Raw genomic sequence first — 18,369 nt, forward strand, 5'->3', positions numbered from 1 at the left:
TTCACGCCCTGTATCATACTATGCAAGCCTTAGCCAAAAAAAAGCACCCATCAAACGATGCGGGCATTTATCATAATTCATCAAGCCCTAAATCTCAAAGGGTTTCACATCTAAGGCGTCTTTGATGGCAGCTGATAACGGGATTTCTTGGCTTTGACGATAGTCATACGCCACAAAGCCCATTTTGGCATACGCCACCAAAGAGTCATCAAACATCCGCGAGACTTTAAACACAAAATCACCACCCAAATCGGTTAAATGCTGCACGCCAACCTCAAACAACAGTTCTTCACGCGCCCGTGCCCGATCAAGGATTTGGGTCTCGATATGATTAATGACCAAGCCTTGGTACTCAGCATTAACTTCCTTAATACTTTTTGAATATAAAAAACGAAAACGGGCTTCGGTAAGCAATGCTACCAAATTTTCAACCGTTAAATGTTGTGCTAATCCAATTTCGGTATTGCGCACGCGCATGACGGTCTCAAACACGAAATGGGCAACTTCAATATTTGTGCTTAACGTTGACAAGAATTCTAACCTCATGATGTTGATGAAGATGAAATAGCATTACACGTTAAACTTTACAAAAGCCTGCGAACGATAAATACCTTAAGGTTAAACGAACTAATGTAAACTGTGTCCGAAATAGGGCTTACTTATCACTTTTAGCCAACTGAGCCCCAGTTTTTGTAAATTAAGTTGTTAACTTAATTAAGGTAATCTCGTGATACATTTGCCAAGTTATTCATGGTAAATAATTGATATCATAGATTTTTTAAAATTTTATAAAAACTGGCTGAATAAAAATTTATTATAGTAAAGAAATGTTAAAGTAGCATAAATAAAATGGATGTCAAAGAAAAAATTAGTTTTAACAATTGCGTGCATTCACCAATGATTTTTGATAAAATACCGCCTCCCACCTCAAGGCAAAAAATCCAGTGTAATAAGGATTTTTTGACAAACAGGTTAACTTCACTTGATAAAGATGTTTAATCCTTGTCAAAAACGAACAAGAGGCTATCATGAAATTAAAAACTCGCCGTGGTGCTGCCAAGCGTTTTAAAAAAACTGGTAACGGTATCAAACGCAAGCAAGCATTCAAACGCCACATTTTGACCAAAAAATCTCCTAAGCGTATCCGTCAATTGCGTGGATGCAAATTGGTACACGTGTCTGATGAGAAACGTGTTTACCGTATGTGTCCTTACCTATAATTTATGATAAACATAAGTTCACAGGTATTCAATCAACTGATATTACAAAACTTTAGGAGTAAATTATGGCTCGTGTAAAACGTGGTGTACAGGCAAATCGCCGTCATAAAAAAGTATTGGCTCGTGCAAAAGGTTATTACGGCGCGCGTTCTCGTGTGTTCCGTGTTGCTGTACAAGCAGTTACCAAAGCTGGTCAATATGCGTATCGTGACCGTCGTAACAAAAAACGTTCATTCCGTCGTTTATGGATTGCACGTATCAACGCGGGTGCGCGCTTAAATGGCTTAAGCTACAGCCGTATGATCAACGGTCTGAAAAAAGCCAGCATCGAAATCGACCGCCGTGTATTAGCAGACATCGCTATGCATGACGCGCAAAGTTTTACGGCGTTGGCAGAAAAAGCAAAACAAGCACTGGCTGCTTAATTTGTTTTAAAGCGATTTTTCAAAAAGCCATTAAGTGCAAGCTTAATGGCTTTTTTTATCGCCATATTTTAGTTAAAATGCCTATCACTATTGATAACCAAGATTGCAACGCTCATGACAGAAATAACGACTGACAAACTTACCCAATATTCTGAAAATTTAACCGATATCACCCAAGACCAATTCACCCAATTTGTTCAAGATGCCAAAGTCTTAATCAGCACCGCACAAAATCCCCAAGACCTACAAAACATCCGCGTGACTTTAACCGGCAAAAAAAGCCATTTGACCACCTGGTCAAAACAGCTGGGCGGACTCGATGCCGACGGCAAAAAGACCATTGGTGGTATGCTGCATCAAGTACGTACCCAAATCAATGACAGCCTACAACAAGCGCAAAGCGATTTAGAAGCCAAAGCCTTGGCTGCCAAACTTGCCAGTGAATCCATTGACATCACCTTGCCAGCACGTGGACAACAAGCGGGTAATTTGCACCCTGTCACCATGACCGCTGAGCGTATGCAAGGGTTTTTCCGTCAAGCAGGTTTTGAAGTCGCAACAGGCCCTGAAGTTGAGAGCGACTACTACAACTTTGAAGCGCTAAATATTCCAAGCCATCACCCAGCGCGCGCCATGCACGATACCTTTTATTTTGAAAAGCAGCATTTTAATGCCAATTATGTGCTACGTACCCATACCAGTTCGGTGCAAATTCGCACCATGGAAAAAGGCAACCTGCCGATTCGTATCATCTGTCCAGGACGCGTGTATCGCAACGACAGCGACCAAACCCACTCGCCTATGTTCCACCAGCTTGAAGGTTTATATGTCAGCGAATCGACCAATTTTGCTGAGCTAAAAGGCTTGATTCATGAGTTTTTGCAGGCGTTTTTTGGTCGCAAGCTCACGGTGCGTTTTCGCCCATCGTATTTTCCATTTACTGAGCCGTCTGCAGAAGTGGATATCCTTGCCGATACTTATGCAGGTGGGGGCAAATGGCTAGAAGTGATGGGCTGCGGTATGGTGCATCCAAAGGTATTGTCCGATAGCGGTATTGACCCGACCAAATACCAAGGTTTTGCATTTGGGATGGGGATTGAGCGCTTTGCCATGTTGTATTATGGGGTAAATGATTTGCGCTTGTTCTATCAAAATGATGTCAGATTTTTAAAGCAGTTTGCTTAGGGGAAAACAATGAAAATTAGCGAAAACTGGTTACGCCAATGGGCAAACCCAAACTTAAGCGCTGAGCAAATTGGCGAACAACTGACGATGGCAGGCTTAGAGCTTGATAGCTTGGATAAAGTTGCCAAAGACTTTAGTGGTGTGGTGGTCGGTGAAGTGATTGACGTCACCCAACACCCCGATGCTGATAAACTGCGCGTTGCCAAAGTGAATGTCGGTGAGCATAGCGAAGCACCCCTACAAATCGTTTGCGGTGCACCCAATGTCGCCGCTGGCGTGCGTGTACCTGTGGCACTGGTGGGCGCCAAACTGCCGCCCGCACAAGGGGATGAACCCTTTAACATTAAAAAAGGCAAACTGCGCGGCGTAGAATCGCACGGTATGCTGTGTGGTGGTAGTGAGATTGACTGTGATGATGGTGTTGATGGCTTGTTAATTTTGCCACAAGACGCCCCGATTGGCATGGATATCCGAGCGTATCTTGGCTTAGACAATCATGTGCTAGATATTTCAATTACCCCAAACCGGGGGGATTGTTTTAGTGTGCGCGGTATCGCGCGTGAGCTTGCCGTGCTCAATGATTTAACATTTCAGCTACCCTTTGACAATATCACCGCAGCTGTGACCGACAACGACAGCCAAGCGGTTAGGGTAGAGACCACCGACTGCCCACGTTATTACGCGCAACTGGTCAGTGGGCTGACAGGCACGACGCCATCACCTAATTGGATGAAACAAGCCCTGAATGCCTCAGGTGTTAAACCACGTAATTTACTGGTGGATGTTACTAATTATGTATTACTTGAGCTCGGTCAGCCGCTGCATGCGTTTGATGCCGATAAGTTGGTGGGCGCAATTACCGTGCGCCATGCCCAACAAGGCGAAACCCTTGAGCTTTTAAATGAGCAAACCATTACCTTACAAGGCGATGAACTGGTGATTGCCGATGAACAAGGTGTCATTGCGTTAGCGGGGATTATGGGTGGGCTTCGCACCGCAGTGACCGATAGCACGACCCGAGTGGTAATCGAGAGCGCATTTTTCAAACAGTTGGCGATTGCAGGTAAAGCACGCCGTTTTGGCTTGCATACCGATGCGTCACAGCGTTTTGAGCGGGGTGTTGATTTTGAATTGCCAAAATTGGCACTCGACCGCGCGGTCAATCTATTGGCGACATTTGGCAATAGCTCAAGTGAGGTTAGGGTCGGTCAAATCACGTTGGTTGAAAACACCGCTGAACTGCCAAAACGTACGCCAGTGACGCTGCCGATTGTCAGTATCAATAAATTGTTAGGCGCGGATATCGCCACCGACAAAGCCATTGAGATTTTAAATAGTCTACAAATCAGCACCGAGTTACAAGGCGAAAATCTGGTTGCCACGCCGCCGAGCCATCGTTTTGATATCAGCTTGCCCGAAGATTTGATTGAAGAAATCGCCCGTATTTATGGCTATAACAATATTGCCAACAAACTGCCGGCGTTTACCAGTAACTTGTTTGATAATAAACGCCAAAATGATCTGCATAACTTAAAAATGAGCTTGGTCAATCAAGGTTATTTTGAAGCGGTGAGTTTTAGTTTTAGTGATGCCAAAGTCGAAGCGTTGTTTGATGGGGCGCATTTTGCTGCACCACTCGCGCTTGCCAATCCAATCTCAAGTGACTTAGCGGTCATGCGTCGTACCCTGCTGTCTAGTTTATTGCCTTGTGTGCAATATAACTTAAACCGTCAACAAAACCGCGTGCGTCTGTTTGAGACGGGTCTGCGTTTTGATGGCAGTGATATCGCAAGCTTAAACCAAGTGGACACTTTGGCGATGGTGGCAGTGGGCAGCACTCATCCAGAACAGCATCATGACAGCCGTGTGATGGATTTTTACGACCTAAAAAATGACGTCGAATCGGTTTTCCCACGGTTTTCCCAGTCGGCTATCAGTTATCAACGTAGCCAGCAGCCGTTTTTACACCCCGGTCAAAGTGCCGATGTACACTATCAAGGTAAGGTGATTGGCTGGTTGGGTCAGTTGCACCCACAGATTGCCAAAGCCTTGGATTTGCCGACCAGTTGGGTGGCGCAGCTGAATTTACAGGCGGTGATTGACATGCACCAGCAGGCATTGACCATCATGACGCCAAGTAAATTCCCACAAGTACGCCGTGATATCGCCGTGGTGGTAGACAAGTCGATTGCTATGCAATCAATGAAGGATACTATCAAACAAGTCGGGGGCGAGCTATTAAAAGATGTGTGGTTGTTTGATGTTTATGCCGGTAGTAATGTGCCTGAAAGCCAACAATCGCTTGCTTTTGCACTGGTTTGGCAAGACATCGAAGCCACGCTTTCTGACGAGCGTATCAATGCGCAAATGGAAGCTGTCATCGCTGCGCTACATGAGCAGTATCACGCAACGCTACGTATGTAATCTTGGACTAGCAAATTATGCCAGTCGATACAATGTTTTTCTTTGATTTTAAAGTAAAAATAACTATCGACTGTATTTGCTAGAATCGCTAGAATAGGAACATTTAGTAGGGTGGGTATGATAATGAATATGCAAGTTGAAGGCAAAACCTTAACCAAATTAGAAATGATCAATCATTTGATGGAAAATTTGGGCATGACGCGTCAAGACAGCCGCGCATTTGTGGAGAATTTTTTTTCAGAGTTGTCGGAGACGTTGACCAAAGGTCACCAAGTCAAGCTATCGGGGTTTGGTAACTTTGAAATCAAGGATAAAAGCCAACGTCCAGGTCGCAACCCAAAGACTGGCGAGATGGTTCATGTCACAGCGCGCCGCGTTGTTACCTTTAAAGCGGGGCAAAAAATGCGTCGCAGTATTGAAGATAAACTATTCACAGAATAACGCGCTTTATTATTTTTTAGATTATTTCCAGTTAATTTAGGCGTTTTAAAATCAATTAACGCATTTTGACCATAAAACATTCTGTCTATAAATTTTAACCATAAAAAAAAGAAGCTTAATGCTTCTTTTTTTATGCCAATCATGCCACTATTTGGCAGCAGAGGCGGTTGCACTGGCAGCTGCTGGTGTCGCAGGGTTTTCACCCCAGATAGCTGGGTATTTGTAACCTGGGAAAGTTTTGTGGGCGTATTGTTTAAATTCTTCTGAATTATACGCATTGGTCACGTCTTTTACCCATTGTGTGTCTTTGTCTTTGGTGCGAATCGCTGACCAGTTGACATACGCATAGCTAGGTTCTTGGAACAGCGCTTCAGTCAATTTGATACCTGAGCTGGTCGCATAGTTACCGTTGATGACTGCAAAGTCAACGTCTGAGCGCGCACGTGGTAATTGTGCCGCTTCTAGCTCTACCAATTTGATATTTTTTGGGTTTTCTGCGATATCATTTTTTGATGCGGTCAGTGGGTTGATATTGGCTTTAAGTTTTACCCAGCCTAGTTCGTTGAGCATTACCAGCGCGCGTGCAAAGTTGCTTGGATCGTTCGGTGCAGCCACGGTGGTACCGTCTTTGACTTGTTTTAGGTCATTTAATTTACCTGGGTAGATGCCAAGCGGTGCGGTAGGCACTTGGAAGGCTTCAACGATATCTAAGTTGTTGTCTTTTTTGAAAGTATCAAGATAAGGTTTGTGTTGGAACACGTTGATATCAATATCGCCATCGGCTAAGGCTTTATTTGGGCGCACATAGTCAGAGAATTCAACCAATCTGACTTTATAGCCTTGTTTTTCTAACTGCGGTTTTACAGAGTTTTTGACCATGTCACCAAAGTCGCCCACAGTAGTACCAATCACAATTTCAGATTTATTCGGGTCGATACCTGTGCTTGCCGCTGCCGTGGTCGTGGTTGAGCTTGCGGTGGTCGTGGTTGTAGTTGTGGTGGTGCTGGCTTGTGCTGTGGTTTCGGTTTTGCTTTCTGGTTTGCTACAACCGACTAGGGCAATCCCTGCCACCCCTACAGTTGCTAATAGCTGCGCGATATGGCTTGATAAATGCGTTAATTTCATACATAACTCCAAAAAAGAAAAAATAAACGGATAAAATAATCAGCTTACCTTAACATACCTATAAAAAAAATGTTATTGAGAGTTAACCTATGGATATGAAATTTTTTCATAATTCCTAGAAAAACCATCAATAACAATTTTTTAAACAGCCATCAGCTAAAATTAACGTTTATCCAGACGGTGCGCCAAAATATTACCAACCGATTGGATAATAATCACCATCACCACCAATAGAATCACCATAAAAATCATTACATCATTTTGATAGCGGTTATAACCATAACGAATCGCCAAATCACCGAGTCCGCCACCCCCAATCATACCCGCTGCCGCACTGTAAGAGAGTAAACTAATCATCAAGGTAGTAATACTTAAAATCAAACTTGAGCGTGACTCGACCAATAGCACGTTACGAATAATTGTCCCTGTACTTGCACCCATCGATAACGCCGCTTCGATGATACCTTTTGGCACATCACGCAGATTTTGCTCAACGAGCCTAGCAAAGTAGAAGATACCGGCGACACTCAAAGCAAGCGATGCCGCGATTGGGCCAATGGTGGTACCGACAATGAGGCGAGTGACAGGAATAATCACAATCATCAAAATCACAAACGGAAAAGCACGCATAATGTTGGTAAAGTTGCCAAGTCCTGCATACAGCGATTTGTTGTCGGCGAGCTGATTTTTACTGGTCAAAAAGAGCGCAACGCCGAGCAATGTACCAAAGATGACTGACGCAACCGTTGAGATACCCACCATAATCAGCGTCTCCCAAAACGCTTGCCAAATTTCTGCCTTCATCCCCAAAAGATTATCAACCGCGCTTTGCCAAGTTAATGTGTTTGCCATGAAATTACCCAACGATTCAATTTAAAACTTAAAAAATTATCCAGCCATCGACGATGTTTGTGCGCCATTAATCATCACTAATCAGCAGCTGCCCAATCGGCGTGGTGGCATGAATTTGCCCCGAATGTACGTCAGCAACTTCCAACAATTTGCCTTTATCAAGCAGAGCGACGCGGTTACACAGCTTGCGAATCACAGACATTTCATGGGTCACAATCACGATAGTGACGTTAAACTTGTCATTAATATCCTTGAGACAGGCTAACACCGATTTTGTTGTCGCAGGGTCGAGCGCCGAGGTGGGCTCATCGGCGAGCATTACATGAGGCTTGGGTGCTAACGCCCGTGCGATACCTGCCCGCTGTTTTTGACCGCCAGAGAGCTGGGCGGGATAGTGGTTGGCGCGATTGACCAAATCGACAATTTCAAGGCATTCCATCACCCGCGGCATGATGGCTGCTTTTTCCCAACCGGCAATTTCTAGGGCAAAGGCAATATTTTGTGCCACCGTGCGATTTGCCATCAGATTAAACTGCTGAAAAATCATCCCGATGTTTTGACGGGCATGGCGCAAATCGTGGGTGGATAGCGAAGTCAGCTCCTTGCCATCGATGGTGACCGTGCCGCTATCTGGGCGTTCAAGTAAATTAATCAAGCGTAGCAAGGTGGATTTGCCCGCGCCCGAATAACCCATCAAGCCAAAAATCTCGCCTTGTTGGATTGTGAGCGATGTCGGCTCTACCGCGGTAAACCAGTTGCCATCTTGGGTTTGGAAGCGTTTGGTAACTTTATCAATGGTAATCATGATAATAAAAAATTTTGCAGTGGCTAAAAGAAGGTAATTTTAGCACAGCTCGTCGTCAGCGTTTAGTCGCTTTAACGAATAAATAAATGCCGAATGGTGGGTTTAATTAAATAATAAAGGAGAAAAGCAAAAAAAATTGTGACAAAACTATAGGCAGAGTTAAAAGCGGTTACGATTGGGTGATAGGTAATGTGACCAAAAAGCGGGTATGACCATGCACTGTGTCGGTGATGATACTACCGCCATGGGCTTTGACAATCTGCGCGACCAAAGATAGCCCGAGCCCTGAGCCTTTTTTCTCTTGTTGTAGCCGTACAAATGGACTGAAAATATCGGTGCGTTTGTCTTCAGGAATGCCTGTACCTTGGTCGATAACCGCAATACACACCTGATGAAATTCTGGCAGGTGCACAATGTCAGATTTTTTACGGGAAAAAATAGAGGATTTATTTTTTGGTTTGTTAGCCAGTTTGTTCGAAGTTGCTTCGCTATCTGCTGTGTCCGTTGCTGTGTTTGTTGCTAGAGGTATAGTGGTCGCGGATATCGTAGTATCAAAGGTGATGTCATTGCCGTTTTTAAGGGCACTGGTGGTATCTTTTATAGGGGCGGGCAACGCTATTTTATCTTTTTGAGCATCGATATGTTTTTGAGTATCGGTATCTTTGGTACTCTCTTGGATGGTAGGTAGAGCATCAATTGCCAGTTGATTACCCGCATCATCAATGGCGTACAGCTGTACGCTCACAGGTGGGACGCCATGGAGATGGGCATTGTCGAGCAAATTACGCACCAGGTGGGTGAGAAGTTTGGCTTGTCCTTGGATGATAATATGACCACCCGTAAAGCTAGCTTGGGGGTAGTGCTGAATCTCGTTTTTAATTAACTCATATAAATCGACGTCTTCTACTTTTTCTATCGCATGACCGGCATCCATACGACTGACGAGCAAAATACTTTCCACCAAATCATTAAGACCCGTTAAATCACGGTTGATGGCATCGGCACGTTTTTGTACTTTATCTTGTATTGTTTTGTCAAAATGACTTGCCAGCATGGTCATCATTTCAACTTGTAGACGAATACGGGTAATCGGTGTGCGAATCTCATGAGAAGCATGCGCTAACAGCAGTTTATTGGCATTCATCAAGGTTTCGATACGCTCGGCGGTTTGGTTAAAACCGCGTGCCAAAATGGTAATTTCATCGTTGCCCACGGGCGTGACACGGGCAGAGAAATCGCCATCACCCAGTTGGGTGATTTGCCGACTTAGCTGATTGATACGCCATGTCATGGTACGTGCAATCATCCATAACATGCCCGACATAATGAGCAGCAGTAGCAAGGTGCCTGTCAGTAAATTAATCGCGGGCGAAATCGCACGGCGGTTACTAAGTTTTGATTGGTATAACAGCACATAACCCGATTGGCTATTGACTTGAATTTCGGTCGGGTGTTTTGGATCATCTCTAGGAAACAAAGAGGAAAAAAATGGCGGGTTTGGGGGTAAAGTGGCAGGCAGCCCACGCATGATCATAATCGCTTCGCCACTTTTGCCATCGTATAGACCAAATTTGGCGTTGAGTGAATCGCTATAGATATTAAAACTACGACGTACGAGGGCAAGTAAATAACGGGTTTCGAGGTTTTTTTGTTGGTCTTGAGCGGTACGTAGCTCCACTAGTAGCGGGTCTAGCTGCTGGGTGACTTGGCTGGCAATGACTTGGTGGCGGGTGTTGGCCGAAGTATCGTGTACCAAATGGCTTAAAACTACCATTGCCCCAGCAAAAATGACCAATGCCAGCATAACGCTGGCAAATAACTTGCTAAATACACTGTTAAATTTTATGCCGCTTAATCGCACACAGAATCCAGAAATCGTGGGTCATCATTGGCTATTATAATAGCTTTGCTAGCATAAATAACCAAGGATGATGACCTTTTGCGTGTTAAATTTGTCAAGCTATCTTACACTCTTACACTTGGTCAGTGGCAAACTGATAGCCGACACCACGCACTGTGATAATGCGTTTTGGCTGGCGAGGATTGTCTTCAATCAGCGCGCGCAGACGTGAAATATGCACATCAATGGCACGGTCGATGTTATCACTGCTGTCATCGTTTGGCATCGCATGCCAGAGCTGTTCACGGCTCAGTACTTTACCTGAGTGGGTAGCAAAGTAATGCAATAACTGAAACTGGTGGGTGGTCAAACGCACCGGCTCATCATCAATCGTCACTTCATGGCTGTCCGGATAAACCTTTAAGCGACCAAATACTAAGTTATCTTCTTTTTGCTGATGAAGCGGCAGGTCATGACGGCGCATGACCGCACGGATACGCGCCAATAGTTCACGCGGTTCAAATGGTTTTGAGACATAATCATCCGCGCCCATTTCAAGACCCAACACACGGTCAGTGGTGTCACCTTTGGCGGTGAGCATGATAATCGCCGTTTGCGCCAGACGACTATCTTTGTGCTGACGAATACGTTGACACACTTGCATGCCATCCATATCCGGCAACATCAAATCTAAAATTACCAAGTCAATGGATTTGGCAGGGTTAAATAGCGTCTCTAGACCTTCTGTTGCGGTTGGGGCATGCTGAACCTCATAGTAGTTCATGCCCAAATATTCGCTAATCAACTCGGCTAAATCTGGATCATCCTCAATCAATAGTACGGTTTTAGTACCACTATTATTTTCTTCCATCACCAACTCCAAAAATTCTCTAAAATAAATCAGTTGTTATTATTGCTTTTGCTCATCAAAGCCAGGCTTCTATCATCAATCAAGAGCCTATTATCATATAGCAATAGACTGCCAATATGATAGTGTCTTACACAGATTTATAAAACTTCTTAGCTGCCAATCATACAGCTATCAATCACACAGCCCAATTAATGCATAGCCCAATTTAAAATTGTACTGGGCTACTCATTCTTAAGTTTCTTTACACTGTATAAAATTGTAATGAATTATTGCTTAAAGTGAGTCGTGGCGCTCTATTGCAAGGGTTTTTGCTTCCTTTTTAGCAAATAACCGAAAAAACCGCTGTTTGCCATCATCTAAATAGGTATAAATCACCGGCACCACAATCAAGGTCAATAAAGTTGAAGTAATCACCCCGCCAATAATAGCGTGTGCCATCGGTGCTTGCTGCTCCGACCCTTCACCGATGCCCAGTGCCAGCGGTATCATCCCCATCACCATGGCAGCGGTAGTCATCAAAATGGGGCGCAGGCGCGTTTGACCCGCGAGCATAATAGCTTCATTACGACTCAAACCGTTTGACAAAGATTCTTTAATAAAATCAATGAGCAAAATCGCATTCTTACACACCAATCCCATCAGCATGATAATGCCGATGATAGAAAACATATTAAGACTAGAGCCAAATAAAAATAACGCAAAGAACACCCCAATCAGCGATAACGGCAGCGATGCCATAATCGCCACAGGGTATAAAAAGCTATTAAACTGTGACCCTAACAACATATAGATAAATACAATTGCCAGTCCAAGCGCGGTTGTTGCGTAGCCGATGGATTCTGCCATGTCCTTGTTAGAGCCTTGTACCGCAAAGCTGTAACCGGGCGGCAGTTTCATCTCGTTTTGGATTTTTGTGATATCCGCGCCGATATCACCTGCCGGTCTGCCGTCCGTGTTGGCTTGGACTACCACCTCACGAAACAGCGAACGCCGGTTGATTTGCGGTGCACCTAAGGTTTCACTAAAATTCGCCACTTGCGATAGCGGCACTAGCACTGGTTGACCATTTTGATCCGTACGGCTTGATGACAAGTACATGGATTGTAGTTGCGAGATGGTCTGGCGGTTGTCGTCATTTAAGCGCACGTTGACATCGATATTGTTGCCGTTGTCATCTTTAAAGGTGCTCACATTGTCACCGGCCAGCAGCGGGCGTAATGCTTGTCCGATTTGCCCAATCGAAAGACCGGCGTCATTTGCTGCTTCTCGGTTAATGGTGACATTGACCATTGATTTGGGCTGTTTAAGCGTGCTTTCCAAATCTACCAAGCCATTGACGTTTGAGAGTTTTTGCATAAACTCATTGGATAAACGTTGCAGCTCATTTAAATCATTGCCTTTGATGGATATCATAATCGGCTTAAGACCACCGCTGACCGCCATGGCAGCGGCTGCCACAGAGGTGACTTTAATGCCGCCTACCTGCTGCAATTGCTCACGCATGGCACGGTTTAAGGCATCTAGTCCGCGCGTGCGCTCATCTTTGGGTACTAACGATACATTCACTTGTACCCGATTGTTACCGCTATAGGACATCGCATTAACCGTGGCATAAGTATTGGTAACCTCAGGAAAACTTTGTAATACCGCATTGACTTGTGCTGCTTTTTGCTGGGTGTAGTCAAGATTGGCATTAACAGGTGTTTCAAATTTGACTTTGATTTCATTCATATCCGCTTGCGGGACAAACTCTTTGCCCACCAACCCCACGGCAAAAAATGCGGCAACCAGTGAGCCAATTGCAATAAGCACCGTTATCAAACGATGGCGTAGACTCCACGCAAGAATATGGCTATATAGATTGGTCAACCGATCTAACAGGCGCTGAAAACCCGCTAATAGCCAAGCAATCGGTCGCTTGCGAAACGATACCCGCCCATTGAGTCGGTCATGTTGGTGCGCGGCATCTGGGTCTGGCCAAATCGAAGACAACATCGGGTCAAGTGTGAAACTAACAAATAACGACAGCAACACAGCGGTGGAAACGGTCACGCCAAACTGATAAAAAAAGCGTCCGATAATCCCGCCCATAAAAGCCACGGGTAAAAATACCGCCACAATCACCAGCGTCGTCGCTAGCACGGCAAGCCCGATTTCTTGGGTGCCATCAAGCGCCGCTTGGCGGTGATGTTTGCCCATACCCACATGGCGTACGATATTTTCCCGCACCACAATCGCATCATCAATCAGTAGTCCGATACATAATGCCAGCGCCAGTAGGGTCATCATGTTGATGGAAAAACCAAACGTCCAAATCGCCGCTAAAGTACCGAGCAGCGAAATGGGCAGCGTCAATCCTGTGATAATGGTCGAGCGCCACGACCCTAAGAACAACCAAACAATAAACACCGCCAATATCGCCCCTTCAATCAAGGTGCGTACCACATTATTTAACGAGCCGCGAATACTTTTGGAGCTATCAGCCACCACCGTCATAGTGACACCTGAGGGTAGGGTCGCTTGGATTTCTGCCAGACGCTGCTGGGTTTTATCAACCACATCAATCACATTGGCATCCGACATTTTGATAATATCCATTGCCACCGCAGGTTGACCATTTTGTAGCGACGCTGACTCAGCCTCGGCTTGCCCATCAACGACTTGGGCAACTTGCGATAAGTACACAGGCACGATAGCACCCGTGCTTGAACGATTTTGGGCGACAATGATTTGGTTAAACTCATTGGGTGTTTTGACCAACCCGTTGACTTGAATCACCATTTCTTGGTTTTGATTGTTGATAGTACCAACAGGTAATTCGACGTTTTCTGAGCGTAGCGCATTGCTAATTTGATTGACTGAGACTTTATAGGCATTCATTTGGGTGGGATTGAGTAGCACACGGATTTGACGCTGACGACCCCCCAAGATATCGACACGACCCACCCCTGTGACTGTTTGTAGCTGTTTTTTGACCGTGTTGTCTAAATAAGTGGATAATTCCCGAAGCGACATTTTGTCAGAGCGAAACGTGACAGACACTACAGGTGCGTCGGCAGGATTGTACTGCGCAACGATAGGCGTGGTGACTTCATCCCGAAAGGTGGGGGTCACCAGTGCCAATTTATCACGCACATTTTGCGCGGCAACATCGGACGGGATATTTAAATCGAACTGCACGATGACTTGTGACAGGCCTTGTTGGGTGACGGAGGTCACTTCTTTGACACCGGCGATGGTATTGACTTGGTCTTCAATTTTTTTGGTAATGTCGGTCTCGATGACTTCAGGCGAAGCACCACTATAAACGGTATTGACCACCACAAAAGGGAATTCAATATTAGGAAATTCCTCAACTTTCATGCGAAATGTTGCCAGTAATCCAATGACCATCAGCGCGAGCATGATCATGGTGGCAAATACAGGATTGTTGATACTGACGCGGGTGAGCCACATAGCAAATTCCTAATACTAAAATTTTTAACAATATAAAATGATTGAATGAAACACTATCAGTAAGCTATTTGAGCACGACTTTTTTACCCACATCATTGGCATTGAGATTTGCCACAATCACTGTGGTGTTAGGCTCGATGCCAGCAATTAAATACTGACTGGTATCGTCAAGGTGTTTGAGTACCTTGATAGGCTGTTTGGTAATCACATTGTCTCTATTGACCACCAAAATCGTGCCTGCTTCTAAGGTTGGGCTTGTGGCGGATTGGTCGCTGGGTTTATTGGCTGCGCCTTTAGCCGTATCTTTGGCGTTAGAATCTAAGGCTTTTGACTCAAGCATTACCGCTGACATCGGCACCAATACCCCAACTTGTGCAACCCCATAATTAAGCTTGCCCGTGGCATACATGCCTGGTCGAAGTCCACGATTACGCTGAGAAGGTTTAACCGCGATATAAATGGTCAGCTGGCGAGTGGCGGCATCGACTTGGGGCGAAATGCGGCTAATTTGTCCGATGTACTGATTGGTTTGATTACTAATAGTAAAAGGCACTTGTTGACCCAGTTGTAGCTGTGTTTGTGCTTCGCTAGGGACATTGGCGGCAAACTCAAGTTTATTTGGGTCAATGATTTCCATTAAGGCTTGGTTTTGCGTGACTACCTGTCCGACATTGACGCTGCGACTGCTGACAATCCCCGCGGTAGGCGCATAAATCGTGGTATCACCAAACATTTTTTGTGCGCTACTTAATTGGGCTTGTTTGGCTTTGATGGATTCACGCTGGGCAATGCTATCTGCCACACTGCGCTCATACTCTATTTGTGATACAAAGCCTTGCTCGAGCAAAATTTTATTGCGCTCAGCAAGTTTATTGGCGACGATGGCTTGTGCTTGGGCGGCAGCAACATCGGCTTGCGCTTGAGCGAGTTGGTTTTTACTATCGCTGATATCAAGTCGAACCAGTGGCTCACCTTTTGCCACAGTTTTACCCACATCAGCGAGCACTTGCTGCACTTGCGCATTCACGGTTGATTGCACCACTGTGTGGTCTGAAGGCTGCAGCGTCCCTGTCACGGTGACACTTGGTTCAAAACGGTCTGCTTTGGCGGTGATGACATCAGCGGCTAATAGCTGAATCTCGTTATTGGCGATTTGCGTGGTGGCTGACGCGGTGGTGACTTGAGTCTTTTGGGTTGACAGCGGGCTTTTGCTGTCGTTTTGCTGTTTTTGGCAGCCACTCAAACTCATAACAGTGGTAGCCACAGCTAGGCTCAGCGGTACAACTTTGGTGATAAACTTCGATGTTATCATGAACGAGACGTCCTCAGCGCAAACAATCAACTTAAAAAAATATAAAATGATGTAGAAATAACCAGTACAATAAACTTTTCTAAGCTTATCTCAAGATGTGTCACTAGCATCATGGAATCCGTGCATATTAACATGGGTGTATGGGCAATCTACAAAGCAGTCAATAGATCAGACCTGAATCATCATAGGATGTTAAAAATGAACGGTAAGTGCATCGATTTAAGCATACTTTGCAGCAAAAAAGTATGGTAGTATTTTAAAAATATCACCATACAGTTGGTTTGTAACTATACTGTATGAAATATTTGTTATATCTTATAAAAATTATTTAGAATAGCTTTGTTTAATTGTCAAAAATTGTACCAGTTGCTTTTGAGGGTTGAGGCATCATTTGATAGTTGCCCCAACGCCTATAACTTAAAGTTTTGAGCAATCGCTATAGGACAATGGGTAGCAAAATCGTAGCGAAACAACCATTAGGAAAATATTATGGATGCAAATTTTGAAGGCCTAAAAGTCATGATTATTGACGATTCAAAAACCATTCGTCGTACCGCAGAGACGTTACTTGCCAAAGCAGGCTGTGAGGTGACTACTGCCGTTGATGGCTTTGATGCGTTGGCAAAAATTGCGGATACCAACCCAGATTTGATTTTTGTCGATATCATGATGCCACGCCTCGACGGTTATCAGACTTGTTCACTAATCAAAAACAACGCAGATTTTGCTGCCACGCCCGTGATTATGCTGTCATCAAAAGATGGCTTGTTTGATAAAGCGCGCGGTCGTATCGTCGGCTCAGATGAGTACTTGACCAAACCATTTAGTAAAGAAGAGCTATTTGATACCATTGAGCGTCATCGTCCTGCGTCTTAATGCGCTGTGCTTCTTCATGCGCTAGGTTGAAGCTAAACAGCATGCCATTGCTTGCAACTGTTGTTAACCCCTAAAGTCTGCAATCACTCGATATGACTGAAATATAAGCCCAGATTGCAACCTAGCTAGACGTAGATTTGGGATGCGTGTTTAGTTTAACCGTTGTGCTGTTGGGTTTTTATTCCCACCGACATACAAAACAGTAAAATATTAATGCAATCAATAATTAGGTAAAAGGGTAAGTGTATGGCCAAAATCTTAGTAGTTGATGATTCACCATCAGAAATGGCAAAATTTCGAGATATTTTGACTCGTCATCAGCACGAAGTCATTGAAGCGCATACAGGCGAGGATGGGATTCAAAAAGCCAATGAGTTTTTCCCAGATGTGATTTTGATGGATGTGGTCATGCCAGAGATGAACGGCTTTCAAGCGACCCGCAAACTTACCCGTGACCCAAAAACCAGTCATATCCCTGTTGTTATCATCAGTACTAAAAATCAAGAAACTGACCGTGTATGGGGCAAGCGCCAAGGTGCCCGGGATTATCTAAGTAAGCCGATTACAGAAGAAGCATTAATCACTGTAATCTGCGCCGTGATGGAGTAGGTTTCGTGTCCTCAAACGGCTTTATCGAGCTTTTAAGACTCGCTAACCGCGGTATCAAACGACAAAAAGGTACTCACTTTGACCAAAGAAATCAGTGGCTAGGGGTCGCGTTTTCGCTAGGTGGCCACCACTTGGTAGCCCCACTCGGTGATGTGGCTGAGGTACTATCTCTGCCTGCCTATACCTCGGTGCCTTTGTCAAAACCTTGGCTACTAGGGATTGCCAATGTTCGGGGACGGTTATTACCGATTACCAATTTGTCGAACTTCTTAGGTTTACATCCATCAGGCTTAAACTATCAATCAGGCAATCAAAAGATTTTGTTGATTGATCAACCAAAGCTCTTTAGTGGCTTACAAGTTGATGAGGTATTGGGTATCCAAACCTTTAGTCGTGGGCAATATCAGCCTATCGAGATGCCGAACGATTCGCCGCTCGCGCAGTATACGCATGGTCGTTTTAGACAAAACGAGCAGATTTGGTATGTGTTTATGCCAAGCTTATTGGCGCAAGACACGCGTTATTTAGAAGCAGCGTTATAACCTAATTTTCTAACTCATTAAAACAATTGAGGGTTTACCATATCATGGATACTAAAACTTCGACCCTAAGTACCAATACCAACTCCCCTGTCGCGGTCGGGCCTGGCAAGAGTAATTATCGTTTGAATAGAGGGGGCTCAACCAACTGGATTATTTGGGCAAGTATCTGTGGTGGTGTTGCTAGTTTGGCATTTATTTATCGACTCTACCAATTGCTGATTTTGGTACGTCAACAGAATAGTGTTGCCCATAATTTTTTGACGATTTGGTTGCCCTCTATTTTGATTGTATTAGGCGTCATTGGGGCGATTTACTTTTTGACCCGCCAGATTAGTGCCAAAACCCATCGCGAAATGGTAGAAGGTGAGCGTGAAACGCTGCGTCAG

General features: G+C 44.7%; 16 protein-coding genes. 8 read left to right on the forward strand and 8 right to left on the reverse strand.

Features of this window, described 5'->3' with window-relative positions:
* Positions 1-87: 87 nt before the first annotated feature.
* Positions 88-531 (reverse strand): acyl-CoA thioesterase, encoded by a 444-nt coding sequence (locus tag RT084_RS07495; protein WP_203171385.1) that lies wholly within the window; start codon positions 529-531, stop codon positions 88-90.
* Positions 532-1,025: 494 nt separating this feature from the next.
* On the opposite strand from RT084_RS07495, the gene rpmI reads away from it, so the two are divergent.
* The 5 genes from rpmI to RT084_RS07520 all read left to right on the forward strand — a co-directional run bounded on the left by rpmI (position 1,026) and on the right by RT084_RS07520 (position 5,695).
* Positions 1,026-1,220, forward strand: a complete 195-nt coding sequence (rpmI, locus tag RT084_RS07500; protein ID WP_036604595.1) for a 50S ribosomal protein L35 — start codon at positions 1,026-1,028, stop codon at positions 1,218-1,220.
* 65 nt (positions 1,221-1,285) lie between these two features.
* Positions 1,286-1,645 carry a 50S ribosomal protein L20 gene (gene rplT / locus RT084_RS07505; RefSeq protein WP_101963999.1) on the forward strand — a complete coding sequence of 120 codons (360 nt, stop codon included), beginning with the start codon at positions 1,286-1,288 and terminating at the stop codon, positions 1,643-1,645.
* A gap of 114 nt (positions 1,646-1,759) precedes the next feature.
* Entirely contained in the window at positions 1,760-2,830 is a 1,071-nt protein-coding gene (gene pheS, locus RT084_RS07510) for a phenylalanine--tRNA ligase subunit alpha (RefSeq protein ID WP_099833413.1), read from the forward strand.
* Between the two features lie 9 nt (positions 2,831-2,839).
* Positions 2,840-5,254 carry a phenylalanine--tRNA ligase subunit beta gene (gene pheT / locus RT084_RS07515; RefSeq protein ID WP_312383716.1) on the forward strand — a complete coding sequence of 805 codons (2,415 nt, stop codon included), beginning with the start codon at positions 2,840-2,842 and terminating at the stop codon, positions 5,252-5,254.
* Positions 5,255-5,377: 123 nt separating this feature from the next.
* Complete coding sequence (locus tag RT084_RS07520) at positions 5,378-5,695, forward strand: integration host factor subunit alpha (protein WP_007117206.1); 318 nt, start codon at positions 5,378-5,380, stop codon at positions 5,693-5,695.
* Between the two features lie 147 nt (positions 5,696-5,842).
* Here the strand turns inward: RT084_RS07520 and RT084_RS07525 are convergent, their stop codons facing one another.
* From RT084_RS07525 to RT084_RS07555, 7 genes are all read right to left on the reverse strand, one after another.
* Positions 5,843-6,820 (reverse strand): MetQ/NlpA family ABC transporter substrate-binding protein, encoded by a 978-nt coding sequence (locus tag RT084_RS07525; RefSeq protein ID WP_065262707.1) that lies wholly within the window; start codon positions 6,818-6,820, stop codon positions 5,843-5,845.
* A 162-nt stretch (positions 6,821-6,982) separates the two neighbouring features.
* Entirely contained in the window at positions 6,983-7,672 is a 690-nt protein-coding gene (locus RT084_RS07530) for a methionine ABC transporter permease (RefSeq protein ID WP_007115396.1), read from the reverse strand.
* A gap of 67 nt (positions 7,673-7,739) precedes the next feature.
* Positions 7,740-8,477, reverse strand: a complete 738-nt coding sequence (locus tag RT084_RS07535) for a methionine ABC transporter ATP-binding protein (protein WP_312383720.1) — start codon at positions 8,475-8,477, stop codon at positions 7,740-7,742.
* A gap of 169 nt (positions 8,478-8,646) precedes the next feature.
* A complete protein-coding gene (locus RT084_RS07540; RefSeq protein ID WP_312383722.1) occupies positions 8,647-10,281 on the reverse strand; it encodes a sensor histidine kinase in 1,635 nt (544 codons plus the stop codon).
* Between the two features lie 169 nt (positions 10,282-10,450).
* Complete coding sequence (locus RT084_RS07545; protein WP_062332572.1) at positions 10,451-11,188, reverse strand: response regulator transcription factor; 738 nt, start codon at positions 11,186-11,188, stop codon at positions 10,451-10,453.
* Between the two features lie 273 nt (positions 11,189-11,461).
* Entirely contained in the window at positions 11,462-14,644 is a 3,183-nt protein-coding gene (locus RT084_RS07550) for an efflux RND transporter permease subunit (protein ID WP_313098853.1), read from the reverse strand.
* 64 nt (positions 14,645-14,708) lie between these two features.
* Positions 14,709-15,956, reverse strand: a complete 1,248-nt coding sequence (locus RT084_RS07555) for an efflux RND transporter periplasmic adaptor subunit (RefSeq protein ID WP_313078407.1) — start codon at positions 15,954-15,956, stop codon at positions 14,709-14,711.
* A 489-nt stretch (positions 15,957-16,445) separates the two neighbouring features.
* Here RT084_RS07555 and pilG point away from each other — a divergent pair, with 489 nt between their 5' ends.
* From pilG to RT084_RS07570, 3 genes are all read left to right on the forward strand, one after another.
* Positions 16,446-16,832: a twitching motility response regulator PilG gene (pilG, locus tag RT084_RS07560; protein ID WP_050324978.1), complete on the forward strand. Its 387-nt coding sequence runs from the start codon at positions 16,446-16,448 to the stop codon at positions 16,830-16,832.
* A gap of 246 nt (positions 16,833-17,078) precedes the next feature.
* The gene (locus RT084_RS07565; protein ID WP_312383730.1) at positions 17,079-17,441 is read left to right on the forward strand and encodes a response regulator; all 363 of its coding nucleotides are present in this window, start codon (positions 17,079-17,081) and stop codon (positions 17,439-17,441) included.
* Positions 17,442-17,446: 5 nt separating this feature from the next.
* The gene (locus RT084_RS07570; RefSeq protein ID WP_309592892.1) at positions 17,447-17,983 is read left to right on the forward strand and encodes a chemotaxis protein CheW; all 537 of its coding nucleotides are present in this window, start codon (positions 17,447-17,449) and stop codon (positions 17,981-17,983) included.
* Positions 17,984-18,369 lie beyond the last annotated feature (386 nt).

It is taken from the genome of Moraxella sp. CTOTU48717, from assembly GCF_032057165.1.
Lineage (GTDB): Bacteria > Pseudomonadota > Gammaproteobacteria > Pseudomonadales > Moraxellaceae > Faucicola > Faucicola tetraodonis.